The organism is Microbacterium sp. NFH-22A-Y (genome assembly GCF_021401375.1).
Taxonomy (GTDB): Bacteria; Actinomycetota; Actinomycetes; order Actinomycetales; family Microbacteriaceae; genus Microbacterium; species Microbacterium hominis.
On record NZ_JACBGF010000003.1, the window covers coordinates 244,469 to 267,209 of the forward strand.

Sequence of the window (22,741 nt, forward strand, 5' to 3'; positions counted from 1 at the left end):
CGACGCTCAGTCCTCCGCGGGCTGGGTGAGGGCCAGCAGCGACTCCCGTACCTGGCGCCGCAGGACCTTGCCGATCAGCGAGGTGGGAAGCTCGTCGACGACGAAGAGGCGACGCGGGACCTTATAGGGCGTGAGGATGCCGCGCACGAACGTGCGGATCGCCTCCGTGTCGGCATCCGTCGCGGCGGGATCCAGGACGACCGCGGCGACGACCTCCTCGCCGGAGTGCGCACTGGGCAGCCCCACCACGGCGGCATCGACCACCTGCGGATGCTGGCGCAGGGCGTTCTCGACCTCGGTCGGCGCGACGTTGAAGCCGCCCGTGATGATCAGCTCCTTGATCCGGTCGACGATGCGCACGAAGCCGTCCTCGTCGATCTGGACGATGTCGCCGGTGCGGAACCAGCCGTCCACGAACACGGCCTCCGTCGCCTCCGGCTTGCCGTAGTAGCCCTGGAAGACCTGGGGGCCGCGGACGAGCAGCTCTCCGCGCTCACCCGCGGGGACGTCCCGCGTCGGCTCGTCGGGATCGACCACGCGGCACTCGGTGCCCGGAAGCGGGAGTCCGACGGTGCCCGCCTTGCGGTTGGCCGCGACGGGGTTCGCCATCAGCACCGGCGAGCACTCCGACAGTCCGTAGCCTTCGACGAGGTAGCCGCCGGTCGCCTCCTCGAAGGGCACGACGAGGTCATGGGGAAGCGCCATCGCGCCCGAGATCGCGACCTCGGTGCCCGCCAGGGAGATGCCCTCCGCCCGCGCCGCCGTGAGCAGGCGATCCGCGATGGGGGGAACCAGCGGGAGGAAGGTCGCCGGGTGCTTCTTGGTGACCGCCAGGACCATCGCCGGCTCGAAGCGGGGGAACAGCACGAGGCGGGCCCCCATCGACATCGCGAAGGTGAGGCAGAGCGTGAGGCCGTAGGCGTGGAACATCGGCAGCACGGCGTAGACGACGCATCCGTTGCCGCGCGTGATCTGCGGCACCCAGGCCTGGGCCTGGCGCGCGTTGGAGAGCAGGTTGCGGTGCGTGAGGACCGCGCCCTTGGGGGTGCCGGTCGTACCGCTCGTGTACTGGATGATCGCGACGTCGTCGGTGGCGGGCTTTGGGAAGGATGCCGGCAGGGGCGCCGAGCGCGTCAGATGCTCCCACGGCGTGGCTCCCGTGGTGCGCACCGTGAGCGCGGCCCGCGACTGGCGAGCCTTGGCCACCGGAAGATGCAGGGCGAGGCGGAGCGAGACGGGCATGGCGGTCGTGATGTCGACGCTGATGAGGGTGGACACCGCGAGGTCGGCGGGGAACTCCTGCACGGGCTTGACGACCTTGCTCCAGACGATCGCCGTCGTGGCCCCGTGGTCTTCGAACTGCTTGCGCAGCTCACGCGGGGTGTACAGCGGGTTGTGCTCGACGGCGATGGCGCCCAGTCGCAGGATCGCGTAGAACGCGATGATGTGCTGCGGGCAGTTCGGCAGCACGATGGCGACGGTGTCACCCTTGCCGACGCCGCGTTCGCGCAGCCCCGCGGCGACGCGGTCGACGGCGTCGACGAGCTCGCGGTAGGAGGTGGTGCGTCCGAAGAACTGCAGCGCGGGTGCGTCGGGGTAGTCGCGCGCCGAGGCCTCGACGATGTCGAGCAGCGTGCCCGAGACCGGCTCGAGATCGTCGGGCACCCCCGCGGCGTAGCTCGCGATCCAGGGGCGGGGCGGGTCGAAGGAGGTCGCACTGCTCACGCCGGTCAGCCTAGCGGCCGTGAGAACCCGGTCGAAGGGGGTGAAGAGGGGCCGACTAGAATCGACGGGTGTCTGAAATCACCCCTGAACTCGTTCGCCATCTCGGCGTTCTGGCCCGGATTCAGCTCGACGAGCATGAGGTGGAGCGCCTGACGGGCCAGCTCTCCGTCATCGTCGACAACATCGCCAAGGTCTCCGAAGTGGCCACCCCCGATGTGCCCGCGACCAGCCACCCGATCCCGCTCGAGAACGTGTTCCGCGCCGACGTGGTCGGAGAGATGCTCACGGTCGACCAGGTCTTGCAGAATGCGCCGGATGCCGCCGACGGGCGCTTCCGGGTGACGGCGATCCTGGGGGAGGAGCAGTGAGCGACCTGACGCGTCTGACCGCCGCGGATCTCGCGTCGCGGCTCGCCGCCGGCGAGGTGTCGAGCGTGGAGGCCACGCGCGCCCACCTCGACCGCATCGCCGCCGTCGACGGCGACGTGCACGCGTTCCTGCACGTGAGCGACCACGCGCTCGACGTCGCCGCCGACATCGACCGTCGCCGGGCGGCGGGGGAGACGCTCGGCGAGCTGGCCGGGGTGCCGTTGGCCATCAAGGACGTGCTCGTCACGACGGACATGCCCTCCACCAGCGGGTCCAAGATCCTCGAGGGCTTCCTGTCGCCGTACGACGCGACCGTGGTCGCCCGTTCGCGTGCCGCCGGGCTGGTTCCGCTCGGCAAGACGAACATGGACGAGTTCGCCATGGGCTCCTCCACCGAGCACTCGGCGTACGGCCCGACCCACAACCCGTGGGACCTCGAGCGCATCCCGGGCGGATCGGGCGGTGGCTCCGCCGCCGCCGTGGCGGCGTTCGAAGCGCCGATCGCGCTCGGGTCCGACACCGGCGGCTCGATCCGCCAGCCCGCGCACGTCACCGGAACGGTCGGGATGAAGCCGACGTACGGCGGCGTCAGCCGGTTCGGTGCGATCGCGCTCGCCTCGTCCCTCGACCAGGTGGGCCCCGTGTCGCGTACGGTGCTCGACTCCGCACTGCTGCACGACGTCATCGGCGGCCACGACCCGCATGACGCGACGTCGCTCACCGACAGCTGGCCGTCCTTCGCCGCCGCGGCGCGCGAGGGCGCGTCCGGCGCCGGGCTCCGGGGCCTCAAGATCGGTGTCATCCGCGAACTGCCCGACAGCGGCTTCCAGGCCGGTGTGTCGGCGTCGTTCCGCAGCGCGCTCGCCCTCCTCGAAGGGCAGGGTGCGGAGATCGTGGAGATCAGCGCGCCCCACTTCGAGTACGGCGTGGCGGCGTATTACCTCATCCTGCCGGCGGAGGCGTCGAGCAACCTCGCGAAGTTCGACTCCGTGCGCTTCGGCCTCCGCGTGGACGTGCCCGGCGGTACCGTCGAGGACGTCATGGCGGCGACCCGTGACGCCGGGTTCGGCGACGAGGTCAAGCGCCGCATCATCCTCGGCACCTACGCCCTCTCGGCGGGTTACTACGACGCCTACTACGGCAGTGCGCAGAAGGTCCGCACGCTGATCCAACGCGACTTCGACGCGGCGTTCGCGCAGGTCGACGTGATCGCGACGCCGTCGGCTCCGACGACCGCGTTCAAGCTCGGCGAGAAGATCGACGACCCGTTGCAGATGTACCTCAACGACGTCACCACGATCCCGGTCAACCTGGCCGGTGTCCCGGGCATCTCCATCCCGTCGGGTCTGGCGGAGGAGGACGGGCTGCCCGTCGGCATCCAGTTCATCGCGCCGGCACGCGAGGACGCCCGGCTGTACCGTGTGGGCGCTGCCGCCGAGGCGCTGCTCGTCGATTCGTGGGGCGGCCCGCTGCTGGACCGCGCGCCGCTGCTGGGAGGAAACCGCTGATGGCCAAGGCCGCACTCATGGACTTCGACGAGGCCCTGACGCTGTACGAGCCGGTGCTCGGCTTCGAGGTGCACGTCGAGCTGAACACCGAGACCAAGATGTTCTCTCCGGCGGGAAACCCCGCTCACGCGTCGAACCACGACGCCGCCCCGAACACGCTCGTCGCACCCGTCGACATGGGCCTGCCCGGATCGCTCCCGGTCGTCAACGAGACGGCCGTGCGGTTCTCGATCAGCCTGGGTCTCGCGCTCGGCTGCCAGATCGCGCCGTCGAGCCGCTTCGCGCGCAAGAACTACTTCTACCCCGACCTGGGCAAGAACTATCAGATCTCGCAGTACGACGAGCCGATCGCCTTCGAGGGGCAGGTCGAGGTCGAGCTCACCGACGGCACCGTCTTCGAGGTGCCCATCGAACGCGCCCACATGGAGGAGGATGCCGGCAAGCTCACGCACGTCGGAGGCTCCACGGGGCGCATCCAGGGAGCCGAGTACTCGCTCGTGGACTACAACCGTGCCGGCGTGCCGCTCGTGGAGATCGTCACCAAGCCGATCTTCGGCGCCGAGCACCGCGCACCGGAGCTCGCCGCCGCCTATGTGCGGGCGATCCGCGACATCGTGCTGTCGCTCGGCATCTCCGAAGCGCGCATGGAACGCGGCAACCTGCGCTGCGACGCGAACGTCTCCCTGCGCCCGCGCGGCCAGGAGAAGCTCGGCACCCGCACGGAGACGAAGAACGTCAACTCCATGCGCTCCGTCGAGCGCGCGGTCCGCTACGAGATCCAGCGCCAGGCCGCGATCCTGGCCGCGGGTGGCAGCATCACGCAGGAGACGCGTCACTGGCACGAGGACACCGGTACCACCTCCCCGGGGCGGCCGAAGTCGGATGCCGACGACTACCGCTACTTCCCGGAGCCCGACCTGCTGCCGGTGGCGCCGTCCACGGAGCTCATCGAGTCGCTGCGCGCCGACCTCCCGGAGCCGCCCGCCGCACGCCGCCGCCGGCTGAAGGCGGACTGGGGCTTCGCCGACATCGACTTCCAGGGGATCGTGAATGCGGGGCTCCTCACCGAGGTCGACGCGACCGTCGCCGCCGGTGCGTCTCCCGCCGCGGCGCGGAAGTGGTGGATGAGCGAGATCTCGCGCCTCGCGAACGCGTCGGGCGTCGAGCCGTCCTCGCTCGTCGAGCCGGCCTCGGTCGCCGCGCTGCAGCAGCTCGTGGACGCCGGGACCCTCACCGACAAGCTCGCCCGCCAGGTGCTCGAGGGCGTCATCGCCGGGGAGGGGACCCCGCAGGAGGTCGTCGACGCCCGCGGCCTCGCCGTCGTCTCCGACGACGGCGCGCTGATCGCCGCGATCGATGAGGCGCTCACGGCGCAGCCCGATGTGCTCGAGAAGATCCGCGACGGCAAGGTCCAGGCCGCCGGCGCCGTCATCGGCGCCGTCATGAAGGCGATGAAGGGTCAGGCGGACGCTGCCCGCGTCCGCGAGCTCGTACTCGAGCGCGCCGCGAAGTAGCCCGGCCATCCTCGTGTCGGTGACGCCGCCGTGTCGGCGGTGTCACCGACAATGGACTCATGGGACGTGGCGACGGATCGGGACGGATCGTCTCCGCCGACGGCGCGGATGACACCGGCACCCGCATCCTCCACGTCGACATGGATGCCTTCTACGCCTCCGTCGAGGTGCTCGACGATCCGTCGCTCGCGGGAAAGCCGCTGATCGTCGGCGGAATGGAGGGGCGAGGCGTGGTGTCCAGCGCCTCCTACGAGGCACGACGGTTCGGCGTGCGCTCGGCGATGGGGGTCGCCCAGGCATTGCGTCTGTGTCCGCAGGCGGTCGTCGTCCCGCCGCACTTCGAGAGGTACGCCGCCCTGTCGCGCCAGGTGATGTCGATCTTCCACGACATCACGCCGCTGGTCGAGCCGCTGTCCATCGACGAGGCGTTCCTCGACGTGTCGGGCGCCCGGCGGCTCTGGGGCTCGCCCGGCGAGATCGCACGGATGCTGAGGGCGCGGGTGCGCAGCGAGACCGGTCTCGTGTGCAGCGTGGGGGTCGCGGCCACCAAGCATGTCGCGAAGATCGCCTCCACGCGTTCCAAACCCGACGGCCTGCTGATCGTCAGCGAGCCGGACACGGCCGCCTTCCTCGCCGGACTCCCCGTGTCCGCGCTGTGGGGCGTCGGCCCGAAGGCCGCGGAAGCTCTGGAGAGCCGGGGCCTGCGCACGGTGTCCGACATCCTCGCGGCGCCGCGCAGCGTGCTCGATCGCGCCCTCGGCGCTGCCGGCGGCGAGCGGATCTGGCAGTTGGCTCACGGCATCGATCCCCGCGCCGTCCAGACCCAGCGTGTCGAGAAGAGCATCGGCCACGAGGAGACGTTCCTGCACGACGTGGCCGACTCCGCCGTCCTGCGCAGCGAACTGCGGCGCCTGTCCGACCGCGTCGCCTCCCGGCTTCGCGCCGGCGGATGGCGAGCGGGCACCGTCGCGCTGAAGCTGCGCTACGCCGATTTCACGACGCTCTCGCGCTCACAGACGCTCGCGGAGCCGTCGGACGTCGGCCAGCGCATCGGCGACGTCGCGATCGGCCTCTTCGACGCGGTCGAGCTGGCGCAGCCCGTGCGGCTGATCGGCGTGCGCGCCGAGAAGCTCCGCGGCGGCGACGGCGGCGCGCTGCCCCTGTGGGACGACGACGCGGAGTGGCGCCGCGTCGACGCAGCGCTCGACGATGCGCGCCAGCGCTTCGGCGGGGGAGCCGTCACCCGTGCCAGCGTGCTCGGCCCGCGCCGCGACGTGAATGCGCTGCCGACGAATCCGCGACTGCCTCGCACCGACTGACGTTCCGGGCTACGGTGGAGCCATGCCCAATCTCGCACTCGAACTCGGCAAGCAGTCCGCAGCGCTCGGCGTGAACAGCGTCTACGGCGAACAGCAGGACGTCGACGGCATCCGGCTCATCCCGGTCGCTCTGTCGTGGTCGGGCTTCGGCGCCGGCGAGGACGAGAGCGGGAACAACGGCGGGGGAGGCGGAGGTTTCGCCGTTCCTCTCGGCGCCTACATCCGCAAGGGCGACGACCTCCGTTTCGAGCCGAACCTGGTGTCGTTGGTGGCCGTGGCGATCCCCTTCGTGTGGGTCGCGGGGCGGACGCTCAGCCGCATCATCCGTGCACTCAAGCGCTGAGCACGCGCACAGCGACGAGGTCGACGCCGCCCTCGACGACGCGGTGACTCTCGTCGAACGGGCCGTGGTCGCGCTGCCTCCTGGTGCCCTTCCCATCGTGCTGATCGACGGGCGCTCCGGCGCGGGGAAGTCGACGGTCGCCGCGCGCGTGCGCGCCCGCTGGGCGGGCCCGGTGACGATGATCGGGCTCGACGAGCTCTACCCGGGGTGGGACGGGCTGGCGGAGGGCGCCGAGATCGCGCGCACCCGCATCCTGGAACCTCTCGCCTCGGGGCGCGCCGCGCACTGGAACCGCTGGGACTGGGTGCGAGACGCCCCCGGCGACGGCGTCGTGACCCCGGCCTTCGTGCCGCTGATCCTGGAGGGGTCGGGCGTGCTGACCCCCGCCTCCGCACCTCTCGCGCCGGTCCGGCTCTGGCTGGAGTCGGCGGAACCGGGCCGCCGCGATCGCGCGCTCGCTCGCGACGGCGACACCTATCGGCCGCACTGGCAGCGGTGGGCTCGCCAGGAGGAGGCCCATCTGTGCGCGCACCATCCGCGCGACCTGGCCACCATCCGCGTCGACGTGCCGTAGCGGCCAGCAGCGCCGTCAGTCCTCCAGCGCCTGCAGCAGACCTTCGAGACGGATACCCAGCCAGTTGTAGACCCCGAAACGGGGGTCGTCGTCGTCCTGATCGTCATCCGAGACGATCCCCAGGCGCGTCGCCATGACCAGGCGCACCGCGGTGAGCGTGCGCAGCCAGGCGGTGACGGCGGCGGCATCCAGCTCGACGACGAACGAGGTCTCCGCCTCGACGCGATCGAGGTCGGCGGCGCGCAGGACGGTTCCCTCGCGCTGCAGCGAGGTCAGCACCGTCTGCGCGTCGTCGCGGCGGCGGTCGAGCAGGTCGTCCTGCGTGAAGCGACGGAACTCCGCGGCCGCCTGCGGGTCGTCGCGGTACGCATCCGGCACGAGCCGCGCGATCGCCGGATCGTCCGCGTCGTCGAGCGCATGAGCCAGGAGCTGGGCGAACTGCGCGATCAGGTCGGTGAGGTGGGCGGCCTCGAGCGCCGAGAGCTCCATCCGCACCGCCGTCGTCACGAGTCGGCCTGTCGGACGGTGGCCCACAGGCCGAAGTCGTGCATGGCCTGCACGTGGAGCTCCATCTGCTCGCGGGCGCCTTCCGCCACGACCGCGTGCCCCTCGTGGTGGACGAGGAGCATCAGCTGCTCCGCGCGCTCCCGGGAGTAGCCGAAGTAGGTTCGAAAGACGTGGACGACGTAGCTCATCAAGTTCACCGGGTCGTTCCACACGACCGCCTGCCACGGCCCCGCGGTCTCCGAGCGGATGTCGAGGCGGAGGTCCTCCAGGGGGATCGTCACGCCCACCCCAATTCGTGCAGGCGGGCGTCGTCGATGCCGTAGAAGTGCGCGATCTCGTGGACGAGGGTCGTGTGCACCTCGTCGCGCAACTCTTCGATGCTCTCGCAGGCGTGCAGATGGGGCTCCCGGTAGACGATGATGCGGTCCGGGAGCTCGCCGGAGCCGTAGCGGTCGCGCTCGGTCAGGGCGAGGCCGTCGTAGAGCCCGAGAAGGTCCAGCGAGCCGTCCTCCGGGCGATCCTCGACGACGAAGACCACGTTGTCGAGACCGACCAGCATGTCATCCGGCAACAGGTCGATCTCGTCGGACACGAGCTCGTCGAAGCCGTCGGCATCCAGATCGATCATGAGGGACTCCCGACAGGGAAGTGAGTGGGGTGGCTAACGGGGCTTGAACCCGCGACCCCCGCGACCACAACGCGGTGCTCTACCAACTGAGCTATAGCCACCATGTGCCTGCTTCCAGGCAACCAGACGATTCTATTACACACCTGGCGCGAATGACGACACGGCGGCCGCAGCAGCCTCTCTGGCCTGATCGCTCGTCGGTCCCGGCTCGGGCACGAAGACCGCCTGACGGTAGTAGGCGAGCTCGCGGATCGACTCCTGGATGTCGGCCAGCGCCCGATGCCCGCCGTCCTTCGCCGGCGCGTTGAAGTACGCGCGCGGGTACCAGCGCCGAGAGAGCTCCTTGATGCTGGACACGTCGACGCTGCGATAGTGCAGCCACCGGTCCACGCGCGGCATGTACTTGGCCAGGAACATCCGATCGGTGCCGATGGTGTTCCCCGCCAGCGGGGCCTTGCCCTCGGGGGCGAACCGCTGGATGTACTCCAGGGCCTCGAACTCGGCCTCCGCCAGGCTCACGCCGTGGGGGATCTCCGCCAGCAGACCGGACGTCTCGTGCATCCGCGTGACGAAGTCGTTCATGTTCTCGAGCGCGGAGGCGTCGGGCCGGATGACGATCTGGAAGCCGGGATCGAGCGCGTTCAGCTCGAAGTCGGTGACGATGATCGCGATCTCGACCAGCTCGTCGACCTCCAGATCGAGCCCGGTCATCTCGCAGTCGATCCAGACGAGGCGGTCGTTCTCCGCGGCATTCACCATGCGTTCATCCTACTGAGCGCCGCCGACGTCGCGCCGCGTCGCGCACGGCGCAGAGGCGCGACGCGACGCTGCGAAGACGTCCCTCCAGGAGGATTCGAACCCCCGACCTGGCGGGTAGAAACCGCTCGCTCTATCCACTGAGCTATGGAGGGGTGGGACGACATCTCCACCGTACCGGGTGCGCCCCGCTTCGCGCGCGAGCCGTGTGCGAGACGGCCGTCGCCCTCTCGCGCGGACGCGCCCGGGGGCGTAGCGTCGGATCCGACGAGAGGAGTCAGCGTGAGCACCACATCGTCCAGTCTCTGGGTCGCGTACGGCGCCGAGGGCAACGTCGTCGGCACGGTCCGTAAGTCTCCGGAGGGCTACACCTCCACGATCGCGGGGGCCTCCGCCAGTATCGGCACGTACCCCACCATGGACATCGCCAAGAACGCGCTGCACGGGCATCTTCCCCACGGTTCCGACTGGCCGCGGTTCCGCGAGCACTGACACCCGCGCGACGCGTCGCTCACCGCGACGGCTCGGCCACGATCGCGCCCGTCCGGCGTCCCGCGGCCGCCCTGCCGTGCGCGCTGCGCGCGTCGGGGTCCAGCAGCGGGAGCGCCACGTGGACGAGCGGTCCGATGCCCGCCGCGAACAGCAGCGTGCCCAGTCCCACCGTGCCTCCGAGGAGCCAGCCGGCCAGCAGCACGGAGGCCTCGACGAGGAGGCGACAGGCCCAGATCGGCCAGCCGAGGCGCGTGTGCATCCCCGTCATCAGCCCGTCGCGTGGACCGGCGCCGAAGTGGGCGCCGATGTAGATGCCGGATGCCACCGCGACCAGGACCATGCCGAGGACGAACACGGCCAGCTGCGCTCCGAAGCCCGAGACCGCGGGGACGGTGCTGACGGTCACCTGCATGCTCGTCCCGACGATCAGGATGTTCGCGACGGTCCCGATGCCCGGCTTCTGTCGCAGAGGGATCCACAGCAGCAGGACCAGCAGTCCGACGATGTTCGTGATCCATCCGATGCCGACGCCGGTCTGCACCGACAGCCCCTGGGCGAACACGGTCCACGGGTCCAGCCCGATGCCGGCGCGGACCATGACGCCGCACCCCGCGCCGTACAGGGCGAGGCCGACGAGGAGACGGATGACGCGAATCGACATGACGACATCCAATCGCAGTATTGGACCTCTCCGACCAGTCCAATCGCGATACGGTGGACGTCATGGACTCCCGGATCACGGCGCGCGCCCTCTCCTCCGCACTCGGCGGATGGCGGACGCGTGAGCCCGCGTACGAAGCACTCGCCGACGGCATCCGGCTGCTGTGCCTCGACAACCGCATCGCCGCGCACACGGCGTTGCCGGCGGAGCGCGATCTGGCGGCGACCCTGCGGGTGAGTCGAACGACGGTGGCCGCGGCGTACCGCAGCCTGCGCGACAGCGGCCACATCGAGAGCCTCCGCGGCTCCGGAAGCGTGACCCGCCCGCGCCCCCGACGCGACGTGGGTCGCGTCGCCGCGGACGAGGGGGCGATCGACCTGCAACAGGCCAGTCCGGCGGCATGGCCCGGGCTGGCCGGCGTCATCAGCGAGGCGGCGGCCGATGCGGCCAGCATCGTGTCGCGCGCCGGCTACGACGTGCGCGGCTCCCTCGCGCTGCGGGAGGCGATCGCGGGCCGATACCGCCGCCTCGGCATCCCGACGTCGGCGGAGCAGATCGTCGTCACGACGGGAGCGCAGTCGGCCATCCACCTCCTGGCGACCGTGCTGATCGGTCGCGGAGATCGCGCGCTGATCGAGACCCCCACCTATCCGCATGCCGCGGAGGCCCTTCGTTCGGCCGGAGCGCGGCTCAGCGCCGTTCCGGTGGCGACGGCCGGCGGATGGGACCTGGACAGAGCCGCCCAGGTGTTCGCGCGCACGCGGCCCCGGCTGGCGTACCTGATGCCGCGCTTCCAGAACCCGACCGGTCGCTCGATGAGCGCGTCGGAAGAAGCCCTCTTCTCCCGGTCGGCACGCGATGCCGGCACCACCCTGATCGTCGACGAGACCACGGCGGAGCTCGTGATCGACGGCCCGGCGACGCCGCCCGCTTTCGCATCCGAGCGCGTCATCCGCGTCGGATCGGTGGGCAAGTCGGTCTGGGGCGGACTGCGCGTGGGGTGGATCCGAGCCGAGGAGGAGCTCGTGCAGCGCATCGTGGCGGCGCGTCCGCCGCGCGAGCTCGGAACGCCCGAGTTCGAGCAGGTGGTCACGACGCGACTGATCGCACGGATGCCCGAGATCCTCGCGCAGCGGGCCGAGCTCCTACGCGTGGGTCGTGACACCGTCGTCGAGGCGCTCGGCGTCGCACTGCCGACGTGGCACGTGCCTGTCGTCGACGGTGGCGTCGCGCTCTGGGTGGAGCTCGACGCGCCCCTCAGCACCGGTCTGGTGCTGGCTGCTCGTGCCCACGGGGTGTATCTGTCCGCCGGATCGCGCTTCGGCGTGGACGGCCCGCACGATCGGCATCTGCGCATTCCCTTCACCGCCCCTCCCGAAGAGCTCCGGCGCGCCGTCGACGTGCTCGCGCGGGCGTGGCCGACGGTGCGGGCTGCTGCTCCGGTACACGGCGGCGAGTTGGTCGACGCCGTCGTCTGAGTCTCATCGGAGGGGGATCAGGGCCTCAGCGGAGGTAGATCAGGCAGTCGACGGCCTCCCGCGCCGTCCAGAAGGCGCCGAGCGGACGCAGTCGCGCACGCGCCAGGTCGAACCGCTCGGCGTGATAGCGCACGCCGTCGGCGCACTCCTCCCAGCGCACATGGCCGATGACGCGTCCGGAGCGATCGAGCACGCGCCAGCGCTGCGGGGAGACCGGGTGGAACGAGCAGCCGCGAACGGCCGCGGGGACGGGAGCGAGCGTACGTGTCATCGGAACTCCTGACTCTGTCGTGATCGAACATAGCTTCGACGTACGACATCGAACGGAGCCCGTCGTCCGAGCCTCCTGCACAGGTCGCGGCCCTGCGGAACTCTCCACGGATGGCGCGCGAGACGCCGATCGCGTCGGTGTGCGGAGGGACGCTGTTCGTGCTGCGGCGCCCGGCGGGCACCCGGGTGCCGCAGCGGCCCCGGAGAGTCCGGGGCGATGAGAGGAGTGGGAACCATGAGCGATCGCATCACCGTCGTCGGAAACGTGGCCTCGACCCCGGAACGGCGGGAGCTGCCCGGGGGGATCCCCGCCATCAGCTTCCGTCTCGCGAGCAGCGAGCGACGACACGAGAACGGGCAGTGGGTCGATGCGCACACGAACTGGTACTGGGTCTCGGCCTACCGGCGGCTCGCCGAGCACGCCCTCGCCTCGCTCGAGAAGGGGCAACGCGTCATCGTGACGGGGCGGTTCCGCATCAAGCAGTGGGAGTCGGGAGGAAAGAGCGGCTCGTCGGCCGAGATCGACGCCGACGGGCTCGGCCACGACCTGCTGTTCGGCACGACGACCTTCCACAAGCCGTCCGCGACGTCCGTGCAGCCGCCCGCACCCGCCGCCGACGCGACCGGGTGGTCGGTTCCCGGCGGTGTCGCGCACGACCCGGATGCGATCGGCGCGGAGCAGCCGGTCGCGGCCGCCGACGCGTCGGGGGAGTCTGCGCAACTCGTCGGTGCGGGCGCGTGGTCGCCGGCGCGCGACGACGAGAGACCGTTCTGATCACGACCCCCATCCGCCGGGTGTGACGAGGGCGCGGTCGTGCCGGGGCCGGTGTGGAGTGGGCGTCCAGCGACGCCGCCTAGACTCGAGGCGTGAGAAGAGACGTCCATCGCGCGGCCCCCGGCCTGCTCGCCGTCGGCCTCGCGGTGACGCTGGCTCTCGCCGGATGCGCGCCGTCGCCGACTCCCGCGCCGTCCCCGTCCGTCACCGCGACACCGTCGGCCACGGCCACGCCCACGCCCACGGGACCGGTGCTCGAGCCGGGTGGCACGGCGACGCAGAACCTGCCCTTCTTCAGCTCGATCGTCGACGCCGTCGCCGCCGGCCCCGCCGCCCTGCAGGGCCGGGCCTACATCGATGCCCTCGTCGCGGCCGGCTTCGACAAGTCGGCGATGGAGGTCACGCAGGATCTGACGACGGTCGGCAACCAGGCCGACTCCATCCAGTTCTCGGTGCGATGGCAGGGGGAGTGCCTCGTGGGACAGGTCGGCCCCTCCGTCTCCGGCCCGCAGACCCGGGTGCTTCCGGAGGTGCCCGGCGGCACCTGCCTCGTGGGACAGACGCGTCCGATCGACTGGTGACCCGGCCGCGGCCACGCCCCACGCCGCCGTCAGTCCCTCGGCTGTCCCCGTACCCGCGCGAGCGGGCCGAGCGCACGACCCCGTCCGCGTAGACTTGGGCCGTTATGGCCGAATACATCTACTCCATGGTCCGTGCCCGCAAAGCGGTGGGCGAGAAGCTGATCCTCGATGACGTCACGATGGCGTTCCTCCCCGGCGCCAAGATCGGCATGGTCGGCCCCAACGGCGCCGGTAAGTCGACGATCCTGAAGATCATGGCGGGCCTCGACGCGCCGTCCAACGGCGAGGCCAAGCTCACCCCCGGGTTCAGCGTCGGCATCCTCATGCAGGAGCCCGAGCTCGACGACACCAAGACCGTGCTCGAGAACATCCAGGACGGCGTGGCGATCAAGGCGAAGCTCGACCGCTTCAACGAGATCTCCGCTCTCATGGCCGATCCCGACGCGGACTTCGATTCGCTGCTGGCCGAGATGGGCGTGCTCCAGGAGGAGATCGACGCCGCGGACGGCTGGGACCTCGACTCGCAGCTCGAGCAGGCGATGGATGCCCTCCGCACCCCGCCCGCCGACGAGCCGGTCACCAAGCTCTCCGGTGGTGAGCGGCGCCGCGTCGCCCTCGCCAAGCTCCTGCTGCAGAAGCCCGACCTGCTCCTGCTGGACGAGCCCACCAACCACCTCGACGCGGAGAGCGTGCTGTGGCTCGAGCAGCACCTCCAGTCGTACAAGGGTGCCGTCATCGCCATCACCCACGACCGGTACTTCCTCGACAACGTCGCGGAGTGGATCGCCGAGGTCGACCGCGGCCGGCTCATCGGCTACGAGGGCAACTACTCCACCTACCTGGAGAAGAAGGCCGAGCGCCTCGACATCCAGGGCAAGAAGGACGCCAAGCTCGCCAAGCGTCTGAAGGACGAGCTCGACTGGGTCCGTTCGTCGGCCAAGGGCCGTCAGACGAAGTCGAAGGCTCGTCTGGCCCGCTACGAAGAGATGGCGGCCGAGGCGGAGCGCACCCGCAAGCTCGACTTCGAGGAGATCCAGATCCCCGCCGGCCCGCGCCTCGGCACCGTCGTGATCGAGGCGAAGAAGCTGCAGAAGGGGTTCGGCGACCGCTCGCTCATCGACGGTCTCAGCTTCAGCCTGCCGCCCAACGGCATCGTGGGTGTCATCGGACCCAACGGCGTCGGAAAGACGACGCTGTTCAAGACGATCGTCGGCCTCGAGCCGCTCGACGGCGGCGATCTGAAGATCGGTGAGACGGTCAAGATCAGCTACGTCGACCAGAGCCGCGCCAACATCGACCCGAACAAGACGCTGTGGGAGGTCGTGTCCGACGGGCTCGACATCATCACCGTCGGCAAGACGGAGATCCCTTCGCGGGCCTACGTCTCCAAGTTCGGCTTCAAGGGACCCGACCAGCAGAAGAAGGCGGGCGTGCTCTCGGGCGGTGAGCGCAACCGGCTGAACCTCGCTCTCACGCTGAAGGAGGGCGGCAACCTGCTCCTCCTCGACGAGCCCACGAACGACCTCGACGTCGAGACGCTGAGCTCGCTGGAGAACGCCCTGCTCGAGTTCCCCGGCTGCGCGGTGGTCATCACGCACGACCGGTGGTTCCTCGACCGCATCGCGACGCACATCCTCGCCTACGAGGGCACCGACGAGCAGCCGGACAAGTGGTACTGGTTCGAGGGCAACTTCGAGGCGTACGAGGCGAACAAGATCGAGCGCCTCGGCCCGGACGCCGCGAACCCGCACCGCTCCACGCACCGCAAGCTCACCCGTGACTGAGCGCCTCCACGTTCCCATCCATCTGAGATGGGGTGACCTCGACGCGTTCAACCACGTGAACAACGCGACGATGTTGAAGCTGCTCGAAGAGGCGCGCGTGCGGGTGTTCTGGACACCCGTGTTCGGTGACTCGGCGCCCGACACCGCCGTCATCGACGCGGGTGTGGATGCCGGGGTGCTGACGCTCATCGCGCGTCAGGAGATCGAGTACCTCGCGCCAGTCCCGTACCGCCGCGAGCCCCTCGACATCCAGATGTGGTTCGGCAAGCTCGGCGGCTCGAGCATCGAGGTCTGCTACGAGGTGTACAGCCCGCGCAGCGACGGCGACCAGACGCTGTACGCGCGGGCCTCCTCGTCGGTCGTCCTCGTCGACGCGCAGACCTTCCGCCCCGTGCGGCTGACCGACACGATGCGCGACGCCTGGAGCCCCTACGTGGGGGAGCCGGTCGCGTTCCGGCGGCACTGACCGCGACGACTGCGGCGCGGGTCAGGTGCGATCCGGCACCCGCACCATGATCTCCTGACCGACCGACGCGACCAGATCGCCGTCGCGGGTGAAGATGCGTCCGGAGGACAGTCCTCTCCCGGCGCGCGCACTGGGGGAGTTCTGCGCGTACAGGAGCCATTCGTCGACCCGTGCCGGGCGGTGCCACCACATCGCGTGGTCCAGGCTGGCGACTTTGAGCCCCGGTTGCGACCACGCGATGCCGTGCGCGCGCAGCACGGACTCCTGGATGGTCAGATCGCTCATGTAGGCCAGGACGGCGCGGTGCAGCGCGGGATCGTCGCCGATGGGCCGCTTCGCGCGCATCCACACGTTCTGCTGCGCGCTGCGCTGCGGGGCCACGGCGTCGTAGATCGCTCCCTCGGCGTGGACGACCTCGATGGGGCTGCTGGCGAGGAGGCGTTGCGACAGCGGATGCCGTCCGGCGGCCGGCCACTGCCGGATCGCCTCTTCGGGCGTGAGGATCCCCGTCGGCATCCCGCTCTGATGATCCAGGCCCGGGTCCTCGCGTTCGAACGAGGCGATCATGGAGAAGATGGGCACGCCGTCCTGGAAGACCTGCGTGCGGCGCGTCGAGAACGAGCGTCCGTCGTGGATCCGATCCACCGACAGCGTCACGCCGCGCCCCGCGTCGCCGGGACGGAGGAAATACCCGTGCATCGAGTGCGGGACGCGGTCGTCGTCGGTCGTCCGGTCGGCCGCGATGATCGCCTGCGCGAGCACCTGTCCGCCGAAGATCCGTCCGGTCGGCATCGGATGCGAGGCTCCGGTGAAGATGTCCTCGGTCGTGCGCGCGTCTCCCGAGGAGAGGTCGAGCACATCCAGCATCTCCGCGACGGGATCCTCGCCGCTCACCCTGCCGTCTCCACGTGCTCTCCGTCCGTCTCCGCTGCCGCTTGATAGTTTAGGTGGGATGTCCGCCCACCTCCTGTTCTCCGACGCCCCGAGCGCCGCCGACGTGCTCGTCTTCGCCCAGCGCGCCGCCCGCCTCGGCGATGGGACGGTGCGTCTGCGCGCAGCGGGAGGCACCCTCGCCGTGACCTCGGCGCCGCTGGCTCCGCAGACGCTCTTGGAGGCGACGCCGACCGTCCTCGGCATGCGTTTCGTGCGCGTGGATCCCGAGCTGGAGTGCGATCTCGTCGTGGATGCCGCCGCGCTGGCACCCGGCGACGCCCCGAACGCGATCGCCCTGCCGGACTCCGCGGTGACGGCGCCCTGGGCCGGAGTCTCCCCGCCGCGCTCCGGGTGGGAGCGCGCCGCCTCCCTCGATGCGGCGACCCTCGCCGCTCGCGCGCAGTGGGGCATCGCCGCCGTCGCGGAGGCCGTCCCGGACGCGGCGGGCGAAGACGTCGTACGACTGGTGCGGGCGCAGGTGTGGGGCGAGCCGGACGGCGAGGTCGTGGACCTGCCGCGCGGCGTGGCGTTCGCCGCCTTCGCCCTCGGCTTCATCGGGGGCGAGGAGACGGCGACCGTCCATCGCAGCGGACCGTGGACCCGCGTGAGCCTGCGCCGGGGACACGTCCTCACGCGCACGCGGGTGCACTCGGGGCTCACCGAGGTCCGGACGACGGGCGCCGCCTGACCCCAGGTCGGCCCCGTCGACGCGGTGGTCGCGCTCAGAGCGCGGCGGCGGCCGCCCGTCCGGCGATCCTGCCCGAGAACAGGCATCCACCGACGAAGGTGCCTTCCAGCGCGCGGTAGCCGTGCACGCCGCCGCCGCCGAAGCCCGCAGCCTCGCCGGCCGCGTACAGTCCGCCGACCGGAGCCCCGTCGGTGCCGAGGGCACGACCCGACAGGTCGGTCTCGATCCCGCCGAGCGACTTGCGGGTGAGCACGTGGAGCTTCACGGCGATGAGGGGCCCGTTCTGCGGATCGAGGATGCGATGCGGCTTCGCGGTGCGGATGAGCCGGTCGCCCCGGTAGGCACGGGCTGCGCGCAGCATCGCGATCTGCGCATCCTTCGTGAAGTCGTTCTCGATCTCGCGGTCGCGCGCTTCGAGCTCGCGTCGCACGGTGGACGCGTCCAGTGCTTCACCGCCCGGCAGCGCGCGCATGCCGTCGATCAGCTCGTCCAGCGTCCGGCGCACCACGAAGTCCGCACCGTGGTCGAGGAAGTCCTGCACGGGCCCGGCGGCCCCCGCACCGAGCCGCGAGCGCACCAGCAGGGGCACGTCCTTGCCGGTGAGGTCCGGGTTCTGCTCGCTTCCCGAGAGGGTGAACTCCTTCTCGATGATCTTCTGCGAGAGGACGAACCACGAATGGTCGTGGCCGGTGGCGCGCAGGTGCGCGAGGGTTCCCAGGGTGTCGAAGCCGGGGTAGAGCGGAACGGGAAGCCGCGCGCCGGTGGCGTCCAGCCACACCGACGACGGCCCGGGCAGGATCCGGATGCCGTGGTTCGGCCAGATCGGATTCCAGTTCTGGATCCCCTCGACGTAGTGCCACATGCGGTCGCCGTTGATGAGGTGGGCGCCGGCGGCGGCGGATACCGGCTGCATCGATCCGTCGACGTAGGCGGGAACCCCTGTGATCATCGTGTCGGGGGCGGTCCCGAGGCGGGCGGGCCACTGGGCGCGCACGAGGTCGTGGTTGCCGCCGATCCCGCCCGACGCGACGATCGTGGCGCCCGCAGTGACCTCGAAGGCTCCCACGATCTCGCGCGAGCTGACGGCGCCCCGTGGTGCGCCGGAGGGGGCGAGGATGTCGCCGCGTGCGCCGGTGACGCCGGCCCCGCCGGTGGTCAGGGCCGTCACGCGGTGCCGGGGGAGCACCGTGAGCCGCCCCGTCGCCTCCGCCTGCTCGACGGCCGCCTGGAAAGGGGCGACGAGCCCGGGGCCGGTACCCCAGGTGATGTGGAAGCGCGGGACGGAGTTTCCCGGTCCGGTGGCGTTGTAGCCTCCGCGCTCGGCCCAGCCGACCACGGGGAAGAAGCCCACGCCCTTCTCGCGGAGCCAGGCGCGCTTCTCGCCGCTGGCGAACTGCAGGTAGGCCTCCGCCCACCGGCGCGGCCAGAGATCCTCGTCGCGGTCGAACCCGGCGGTGGCGAACCAGTCCTGCCGAGCGAGCTCGAGGGAGTCCGCGATCCCCATCCGTCGCTGTTCGGGGGAATCGACGAAGAACAGGCCGCCGAACGACCAGAACGCCTGCCCACCCAGGTTGGGGCGCGGCTCCTGGTCGAGGAGGGCGACGGTCTTTCCGGCGGCGGCCACTTCCGTCGCCGCGACGAGACCGGCGAGGCCCCATCCGATGACGAGGACGTCGACCTCGCGTGTCGTGGTGGTGCTCATCGTCGACTCCTTCGTCGTCTCGTCGCTGAGATTCGGACCGTCAGCGCTCGGGGGATGCCGCGGCATCCTCCGTCGGGCGGGGGTGCACCGGCAGGTGCGCGGCGCTGGACGGACGATCGGGACCGATGCCGCTGGGCTCGAACGTGTTCACCATGGCATGCGCGGCCCGCTGCAGGTAGTCCCAAAGCGTCGCTTCGTGCAGCGGCGAGAGGTCGAGCTCGTCGACGGCGGTGCGCATGTGCGCGAGCCAGCGGTCGCGGGCGTGGGGATTGACGTGGAAGGGGATGTGCCGCATGCGCAGCCGGGGGTGCCCGCGGCGCTCGCTGTAGGTGGTCGGCCCGCCCCAGTACTGCTCCAGGAACAGCGTCAGCCGCTCCGCCGCCGGGCCGAGGTCGGCCTCGGGGTACATCGGCCGCAACACCTCGTCGTCGGCCACGCCCCGGTAGAAGGCGTCGACCAGTCGGACGAACGTCTCATGCCCGCCGATCTCGTCGTAGAAGCTCCCGCTCTGCGCGCTCATGAGTCCTCGCCCTTCGTCTGCGGAGCCGGAGCGCCGTCCGTCGCAGCCGACGGGTTCTCCTCCGCGCCGGTCCGCTTCGATGCGGCGCCTCCGCGCTTGGGCTTCCAGATGCCCTTGCCGTCGGCGGTCGCCACCGGGGTCGGCCGGGTGCGCGGCGGGTTCGCGCCCCGCACGCGCTGGGCTCCCTCGAGCCCGGCGAGCATGACGGTGTTCATCGACGGCAGCGTCACACCGAGGTCGTCCATCGCGCGCTTGAGCCGCATGCGCAGCTCGCGCGCGACGTCGTCCTTCGCATTGGCCCGCGTCTTCATCACGAGACGGATTACGAGGGCATCGCCGGTGATCGACTCGAGTCCCCACACCTCGGGCTGCTCGATCACGCGCGTGCGCCACTTCGGATCCTTCGCGAGAGACTTCGCTGTGGCGAGCATCGACTTCTCGACCTGATCGATGTCGACGTCGACCGGCAGCGCGAGGTCGATGATGACGCGCGACCAGCCCTGCGACATGTTTCCGATGCGCGTGATCTCCCCGTTGCGCACGTACCAGAGCGTGCCGTTGACGTCGCGGACGTGCGTGATCCGCACGCTGACGTACTCGACGATGCCCGTCGCCAAGCCGAGGTCGACGACGTCGCCGATCCCCACCTGGTCCTCCGCGACGATGAAGATGCCGTTGAGCACGTCCTTGACGATGTTCTGGGCACCGAAGCCGAGGCCGGCGCCGATCGCGGCGGACAGCAGCGCGAACGAGCCGAGCGCGTCGGGGGCGACCGTTCCGAAGATCAACAGGATCGCGATGATCACGATGGCGACGTTGACGATGTTCTGGAGGATCGAACCCAGTGTGCGGGTGCGTTGGACCAGACGCATCGCGGCGAGGGGCGAGCGCTCGAGGGCCTGCGTGTCGTCGACGTTCGCCTTGCTCTTCGCCCCGGACACGATGCGGTTGACGATGCGGCGGATGACGAGGCGAAGGATCCAGGAGGCGAAGAAGGCGCCGACGGCGATGCCGATGCTCGCGAGCACGTTCATGCCCGCCTGGCCGAGGAAGACCAGCACGTTCTCCCACAGCTTCGGATCGATGACGGGGGCGGCGGGATCCCCACCGGTGTCTTGGAAGTACAGCATCGTTCCGATCCTAACGAGCACGCCCTGGGGAGTGATCGTGAGGAGCGTGCGCGTCCGGGTCGCGCGGTGCCGGGAGACGATCGAGGAGCGCCTCTCCCCGGTGGGCGAGGATCACCGCCTGGATGCGGTCGCGCGCGCCGAGCTTCGCCAGGATGCGGCCGACGTGCGTCTTCACGGTCGTCTCGCCGAGGTAGAGCTCGGCGGCGATCTCGGCATTGGTGAGGCCGCGCGCGATCGCGTGGAAGACCTCGCGTTCGCGGGGCGTGAGCTCGGTGAGCCGGGCCGCGAGCTCCGATGCGGCGCCGTCCGCATCCGTCGCGTGGGCGTTCGCCGCGTTGCGGCGCCGGAGAACCTCACGGGTGACGCGGGGAGAGAGCACGGCGTCACCGGCGGCGACGGCACGGACGGCGCCGACCAACGCCGCGCGATCGACGTCCTTGAGCAGGAAGCCGCTGGCTCCGGCATCCAGCGCACCGAAGGCGTACTCGTCGAGATCGAAGGTGGTCAGCACCAGCACGCGCGTGCGCGGGACGGTGCCGACGATCCGCGCGGTGGCGGCGACACCGTCGAGCCTCGGCATCCGCACGTCCATCAACACGACGTCGGGATCGAGCGCGACGCAGAGCTCGACCGCTTCCTCGCCGTCGGAGGCCTCGCCCACGACGACGATGTCGTCCTCGGCCCCCAGCACGAGTCCGAATCCCAGTCGGATCAGTTGCTGGTCGTCGGCGACGACGACACGGATCGGCTCCGCCGCGGTCGTCACCTCGCCACCGCCGCGTCCTGCGGCACCGTCAGGCGCGCGCGCCACCGGCCGCCTCCGATGGGTCCGGCCTCGGCTGTGCCGCCCACGCGTGCGGCGCGCTCGTGCAGTCCACGGATGCCGTAGCCACCGGTGGCGGGGGAAGCCCCTGCGACCACGCCGTCGTTGACGACCTCGACCTCCACTCCGCCGCGGTCGGTCGAGATGGTCACCGCCACGCGGGTCGCCGACGGGGCGTGTCGCATCACGTTCGTCAGTCCCTCCTGTACGACACGCGCAACGGCCAGTCTGAGGTGGCGGTCATCGATGGGGGGACCCGAGGTCTCCACGGTGACGGGAAGCCCGGCGCTGCGGGCCGCCGCGACCGCGGCACGCACGGTGTCGCCGTCGAGGGGGACGAACGGTGCGTCGTCCTCGGCATCCCCGTCGCGGAGCAGCCCCAGCATCGCGCGCATCTCGTCGAGCGCACTGCGCGCCGTGACGGCGATCTGCGCCGTCGCGGCCCGACCGCGCTCCGCGTCGGAGGTCGCGCTGGCCCCCTCGGCCAGCGCGACGACGACCGTCAGCGAGTGGGAGACCACGTCGTGCATCTCTCGCGCGATGCGGGTGCGCTCCGCGCTCGCCGCAAGCCGCGCGTGCCGTTCCCGCTCGGCCCAGAGCTGGCGCGACGTGTCCATCAGCGCGGCGAGGTAGCGGGCGCGGTTGCCGACGTTGACGCCGATGAGCGTGCCGAGCAGAAGGCTCACGATGAGTGCCGCGCAGCCGTTGAGTGCGGCGACGAGGTCGGTGGCGCCGCTCAGCACCATCACCCCCGCGCACGCCAGCGCTGCTCCGACGGCGACGGCCCCGGCACGCCACGCCGCGGCCGACCCCATGTACACGGCGACCGCGAAGACCGCGACGGCCATCGCCGCGCCTCCCACGCCGGCGCCGGACGAGACGGCGAGCACGGCCCCCGCCGTCGCGAAGGCGAACGCGACCATCGGCCTCCGCCGCCGCCAGAGGAGGGCGACGCAGGCGACGGCCAGCAGGACGACCGCGAACGGTCGCGCGCTCTCCCAGAGCACGCCCACGTCTCGCGCCTCGGTGCGTCCCGGTGCGGAGAAGGTGAGAGTCGCCGTCGCGAGCGCGATCAGAACGTCGGCGGTGCGCCGGTGCCGCGCCCAGAAGCGCCGGATGACTCCCGGCGGACGCGGAAGCCGCAGCTCGCTCGACGCGGGGTCGGGAGAGCCGCGGCTTCCGGCAGACACCATGGC

Annotated in this window: 26 protein-coding genes and 2 tRNA genes; 13 read left to right on the plus strand and 15 right to left on the minus strand. The window is 70.9% G+C overall.

Annotation, left to right across the window (positions count from 1 at the left end; translation table 11 throughout):
• Positions 1-6 precede the first annotated feature (6 nt).
• Positions 7-1,725, minus strand: a complete 1,719-nt coding sequence (locus L0965_RS12165; RefSeq protein ID WP_101306254.1) for a long-chain-fatty-acid--CoA ligase — start codon at positions 1,723-1,725, stop codon at positions 7-9.
• 68 nt (positions 1,726-1,793) lie between these two features.
• On the opposite strand from L0965_RS12165, the gene gatC reads away from it, so the two are divergent.
• Genes gatC through L0965_RS12195 form a run of 6 tightly spaced genes read left to right on the plus strand, consistent with a single transcriptional unit; the run spans position 1,794 to position 7,351 of the window.
• Positions 1,794-2,093 carry an Asp-tRNA(Asn)/Glu-tRNA(Gln) amidotransferase subunit GatC gene (gene gatC / locus L0965_RS12170; RefSeq protein WP_060958507.1) on the plus strand — a complete coding sequence of 100 codons (300 nt, stop codon included), beginning with the start codon at positions 1,794-1,796 and terminating at the stop codon, positions 2,091-2,093.
• Positions 2,090-3,601 (plus strand): Asp-tRNA(Asn)/Glu-tRNA(Gln) amidotransferase subunit GatA, encoded by a 1,512-nt coding sequence (gene gatA / locus L0965_RS12175; RefSeq protein WP_060958508.1) that lies wholly within the window; start codon positions 2,090-2,092, stop codon positions 3,599-3,601. The genes gatC and gatA overlap by 4 nt, the downstream gene beginning before the upstream one ends.
• A complete protein-coding gene (gatB, locus tag L0965_RS12180; protein ID WP_061781792.1) occupies positions 3,601-5,115 on the plus strand; it encodes an Asp-tRNA(Asn)/Glu-tRNA(Gln) amidotransferase subunit GatB in 1,515 nt (504 codons plus the stop codon). Before gatA ends, gatB begins: the two co-directional genes overlap by 1 nt.
• Positions 5,116-5,174: 59 nt before the next feature.
• Positions 5,175-6,434, plus strand: a complete 1,260-nt coding sequence (locus tag L0965_RS12185) for a DNA polymerase IV (RefSeq protein WP_101306255.1) — start codon at positions 5,175-5,177, stop codon at positions 6,432-6,434.
• 22 nt (positions 6,435-6,456) lie between these two features.
• Positions 6,457-6,777: a hypothetical protein gene (locus tag L0965_RS12190; RefSeq protein ID WP_060958511.1), complete on the plus strand. Its 321-nt coding sequence runs from the start codon at positions 6,457-6,459 to the stop codon at positions 6,775-6,777.
• Entirely contained in the window at positions 6,761-7,351 is a 591-nt protein-coding gene (locus L0965_RS12195; protein ID WP_101306256.1) for a hypothetical protein, read from the plus strand. The genes L0965_RS12190 and L0965_RS12195 overlap by 17 nt, the downstream gene beginning before the upstream one ends.
• A gap of 15 nt (positions 7,352-7,366) precedes the next feature.
• On the opposite strand, the gene L0965_RS12200 is transcribed toward L0965_RS12195, so the two are convergent.
• The 6 genes from L0965_RS12200 to L0965_RS12225 form a co-directional block, all read right to left on the minus strand.
• Positions 7,367-7,858 (minus strand): DUF2017 family protein, encoded by a 492-nt coding sequence (locus L0965_RS12200; protein ID WP_232783898.1) that lies wholly within the window; start codon positions 7,856-7,858, stop codon positions 7,367-7,369.
• Entirely contained in the window at positions 7,855-8,139 is a 285-nt protein-coding gene (gene clpS, locus L0965_RS12205) for an ATP-dependent Clp protease adapter ClpS (RefSeq protein ID WP_060958584.1), read from the minus strand. The genes L0965_RS12200 and clpS overlap by 4 nt, the downstream gene beginning before the upstream one ends.
• Positions 8,136-8,486 (minus strand): metallopeptidase family protein, encoded by a 351-nt coding sequence (locus L0965_RS12210; protein WP_101306257.1) that lies wholly within the window; start codon positions 8,484-8,486, stop codon positions 8,136-8,138. Before L0965_RS12210 ends, clpS begins: the two co-directional genes overlap by 4 nt.
• 25 nt (positions 8,487-8,511) lie before the next feature.
• Positions 8,512-8,587: transfer RNA gene (locus L0965_RS12215), tRNA-His, on the minus strand.
• A 34-nt stretch (positions 8,588-8,621) separates the two neighbouring features.
• The gene (gene orn / locus L0965_RS12220) at positions 8,622-9,245 is read right to left on the minus strand and encodes an oligoribonuclease (protein ID WP_060958514.1); all 624 of its coding nucleotides are present in this window, start codon (positions 9,243-9,245) and stop codon (positions 8,622-8,624) included.
• Positions 9,246-9,324: 79 nt separating this feature from the next.
• Positions 9,325-9,397, minus strand: a tRNA-Arg gene (locus tag L0965_RS12225).
• A gap of 127 nt (positions 9,398-9,524) precedes the next feature.
• Between L0965_RS12225 and L0965_RS12230 the strand changes: the two genes are divergently transcribed.
• A complete protein-coding gene (locus tag L0965_RS12230) occupies positions 9,525-9,734 on the plus strand; it encodes a methyltransferase (protein WP_101306258.1) in 210 nt (69 codons plus the stop codon).
• Positions 9,735-9,753: 19 nt separating this feature from the next.
• On the opposite strand, the gene L0965_RS12235 is transcribed toward L0965_RS12230, so the two are convergent.
• On the minus strand, positions 9,754-10,395 hold the full coding sequence (locus tag L0965_RS12235; RefSeq protein ID WP_223848921.1) for a YitT family protein: 642 nt from the start codon (positions 10,393-10,395) through the stop codon (positions 9,754-9,756).
• A 62-nt stretch (positions 10,396-10,457) separates the two neighbouring features.
• Here L0965_RS12235 and L0965_RS12240 point away from each other — a divergent pair, with 62 nt between their 5' ends.
• On the plus strand, positions 10,458-11,873 hold the full coding sequence (locus tag L0965_RS12240) for a PLP-dependent aminotransferase family protein (protein ID WP_101306259.1): 1,416 nt from the start codon (positions 10,458-10,460) through the stop codon (positions 11,871-11,873).
• A 25-nt stretch (positions 11,874-11,898) separates the two neighbouring features.
• On the opposite strand, the gene L0965_RS12245 is transcribed toward L0965_RS12240, so the two are convergent.
• Entirely contained in the window at positions 11,899-12,144 is a 246-nt protein-coding gene (locus L0965_RS12245) for a DNA mismatch repair protein (RefSeq protein ID WP_101306260.1), read from the minus strand.
• A 234-nt stretch (positions 12,145-12,378) separates the two neighbouring features.
• On the opposite strand from L0965_RS12245, the gene L0965_RS12250 reads away from it, so the two are divergent.
• The 4 genes from L0965_RS12250 to L0965_RS12265 all read left to right on the plus strand — a co-directional run bounded on the left by L0965_RS12250 (position 12,379) and on the right by L0965_RS12265 (position 15,749).
• Positions 12,379-12,918 carry a single-stranded DNA-binding protein gene (locus tag L0965_RS12250; protein WP_101306261.1) on the plus strand — a complete coding sequence of 180 codons (540 nt, stop codon included), beginning with the start codon at positions 12,379-12,381 and terminating at the stop codon, positions 12,916-12,918.
• A 92-nt stretch (positions 12,919-13,010) separates the two neighbouring features.
• Entirely contained in the window at positions 13,011-13,499 is a 489-nt protein-coding gene (locus L0965_RS12255; protein WP_060958519.1) for a hypothetical protein, read from the plus strand.
• Positions 13,500-13,603: 104 nt separating this feature from the next.
• Positions 13,604-15,283 carry an energy-dependent translational throttle protein EttA gene (gene ettA, locus L0965_RS12260; protein WP_060958520.1) on the plus strand — a complete coding sequence of 560 codons (1,680 nt, stop codon included), beginning with the start codon at positions 13,604-13,606 and terminating at the stop codon, positions 15,281-15,283.
• A complete protein-coding gene (locus L0965_RS12265) occupies positions 15,276-15,749 on the plus strand; it encodes a thioesterase family protein (RefSeq protein WP_101306262.1) in 474 nt (157 codons plus the stop codon). Before ettA ends, L0965_RS12265 begins: the two co-directional genes overlap by 8 nt.
• A gap of 21 nt (positions 15,750-15,770) precedes the next feature.
• Here the strand turns inward: L0965_RS12265 and L0965_RS12270 are convergent, their stop codons facing one another.
• On the minus strand, positions 15,771-16,643 hold the full coding sequence (locus L0965_RS12270; RefSeq protein WP_374198337.1) for an acyl-CoA thioesterase: 873 nt from the start codon (positions 16,641-16,643) through the stop codon (positions 15,771-15,773).
• Between the two features lie 58 nt (positions 16,644-16,701).
• Between L0965_RS12270 and L0965_RS12275 the strand changes: the two genes are divergently transcribed.
• Positions 16,702-17,370 (plus strand): hypothetical protein, encoded by a 669-nt coding sequence (locus L0965_RS12275; RefSeq protein WP_101306263.1) that lies wholly within the window; start codon positions 16,702-16,704, stop codon positions 17,368-17,370.
• A 34-nt stretch (positions 17,371-17,404) separates the two neighbouring features.
• Here the strand turns inward: L0965_RS12275 and L0965_RS12280 are convergent, their stop codons facing one another.
• The 5 genes from L0965_RS12280 to L0965_RS12300 are packed head-to-tail and all read right to left on the minus strand — an operon-like array spanning position 17,405 to position 22,738.
• Positions 17,405-19,072, minus strand: coding sequence for an FAD-binding dehydrogenase (locus L0965_RS12280; RefSeq protein ID WP_101307227.1), 1,668 nt, complete (start codon positions 19,070-19,072; stop codon positions 17,405-17,407).
• Between the two features lie 40 nt (positions 19,073-19,112).
• Positions 19,113-19,592, minus strand: coding sequence for a globin (locus L0965_RS12285; RefSeq protein WP_101306264.1), 480 nt, complete (start codon positions 19,590-19,592; stop codon positions 19,113-19,115).
• Positions 19,589-20,722 carry a mechanosensitive ion channel family protein gene (locus L0965_RS12290; protein ID WP_101306265.1) on the minus strand — a complete coding sequence of 378 codons (1,134 nt, stop codon included), beginning with the start codon at positions 20,720-20,722 and terminating at the stop codon, positions 19,589-19,591. Before L0965_RS12290 ends, L0965_RS12285 begins: the two co-directional genes overlap by 4 nt.
• 10 nt (positions 20,723-20,732) lie before the next feature.
• Positions 20,733-21,488: a response regulator transcription factor gene (locus tag L0965_RS12295; RefSeq protein WP_191008530.1), complete on the minus strand. Its 756-nt coding sequence runs from the start codon at positions 21,486-21,488 to the stop codon at positions 20,733-20,735.
• Entirely contained in the window at positions 21,485-22,738 is a 1,254-nt protein-coding gene (locus L0965_RS12300; protein WP_101306266.1) for a sensor histidine kinase, read from the minus strand. Before L0965_RS12300 ends, L0965_RS12295 begins: the two co-directional genes overlap by 4 nt.
• Between the last annotated feature and the right edge of the window lie 3 nt (positions 22,739-22,741).

Excerpts from the sequence above, each read along its gene's own strand:
- gatB (WP_061781792.1), top strand. The coding sequence starts at position 3,601 with ATGGCCAAGGCCGCACTCATGGACTTCGACGAGGCCCTGACGCTGTAC.
- L0965_RS12185 (WP_101306255.1), top strand. The coding sequence starts at position 5,175 with ATGGGACGTGGCGACGGATCGGGACGGATCGTCTCCGCCGACGGCGCG.
- L0965_RS12190 (WP_060958511.1), top strand. The coding sequence starts at position 6,457 with ATGCCCAATCTCGCACTCGAACTCGGCAAGCAGTCCGCAGCGCTCGGC.
- L0965_RS12210 (WP_101306257.1), bottom strand. The coding sequence starts at position 8,486 with ATGATCGATCTGGATGCCGACGGCTTCGACGAGCTCGTGTCCGACGAG.
- orn (WP_060958514.1), bottom strand. The coding sequence starts at position 9,245 with ATGGTGAATGCCGCGGAGAACGACCGCCTCGTCTGGATCGACTGCGAG.
- L0965_RS12235 (WP_223848921.1), bottom strand. The coding sequence starts at position 10,395 with ATGTCGATTCGCGTCATCCGTCTCCTCGTCGGCCTCGCCCTGTACGGC.
- L0965_RS12240 (WP_101306259.1), top strand. The coding sequence starts at position 10,458 with ATGGACTCCCGGATCACGGCGCGCGCCCTCTCCTCCGCACTCGGCGGA.
- L0965_RS12245 (WP_101306260.1), bottom strand. The coding sequence starts at position 12,144 with ATGACACGTACGCTCGCTCCCGTCCCCGCGGCCGTTCGCGGCTGCTCG.
- L0965_RS12250 (WP_101306261.1), top strand. The coding sequence starts at position 12,379 with ATGAGCGATCGCATCACCGTCGTCGGAAACGTGGCCTCGACCCCGGAA.
- ettA (WP_060958520.1), top strand. The coding sequence starts at position 13,604 with ATGGCCGAATACATCTACTCCATGGTCCGTGCCCGCAAAGCGGTGGGC.
- L0965_RS12275 (WP_101306263.1), top strand. The coding sequence starts at position 16,702 with ATGTCCGCCCACCTCCTGTTCTCCGACGCCCCGAGCGCCGCCGACGTG.
- L0965_RS12280 (WP_101307227.1), bottom strand. The coding sequence starts at position 19,072 with ATGAGCACCACCACGACACGCGAGGTCGACGTCCTCGTCATCGGATGG.
- L0965_RS12285 (WP_101306264.1), bottom strand. The coding sequence starts at position 19,592 with ATGAGCGCGCAGAGCGGGAGCTTCTACGACGAGATCGGCGGGCATGAG.
- L0965_RS12290 (WP_101306265.1), bottom strand. The coding sequence starts at position 20,722 with ATGCTGTACTTCCAAGACACCGGTGGGGATCCCGCCGCCCCCGTCATC.
- L0965_RS12300 (WP_101306266.1), bottom strand. The coding sequence starts at position 22,738 with ATGGTGTCTGCCGGAAGCCGCGGCTCTCCCGACCCCGCGTCGAGCGAG.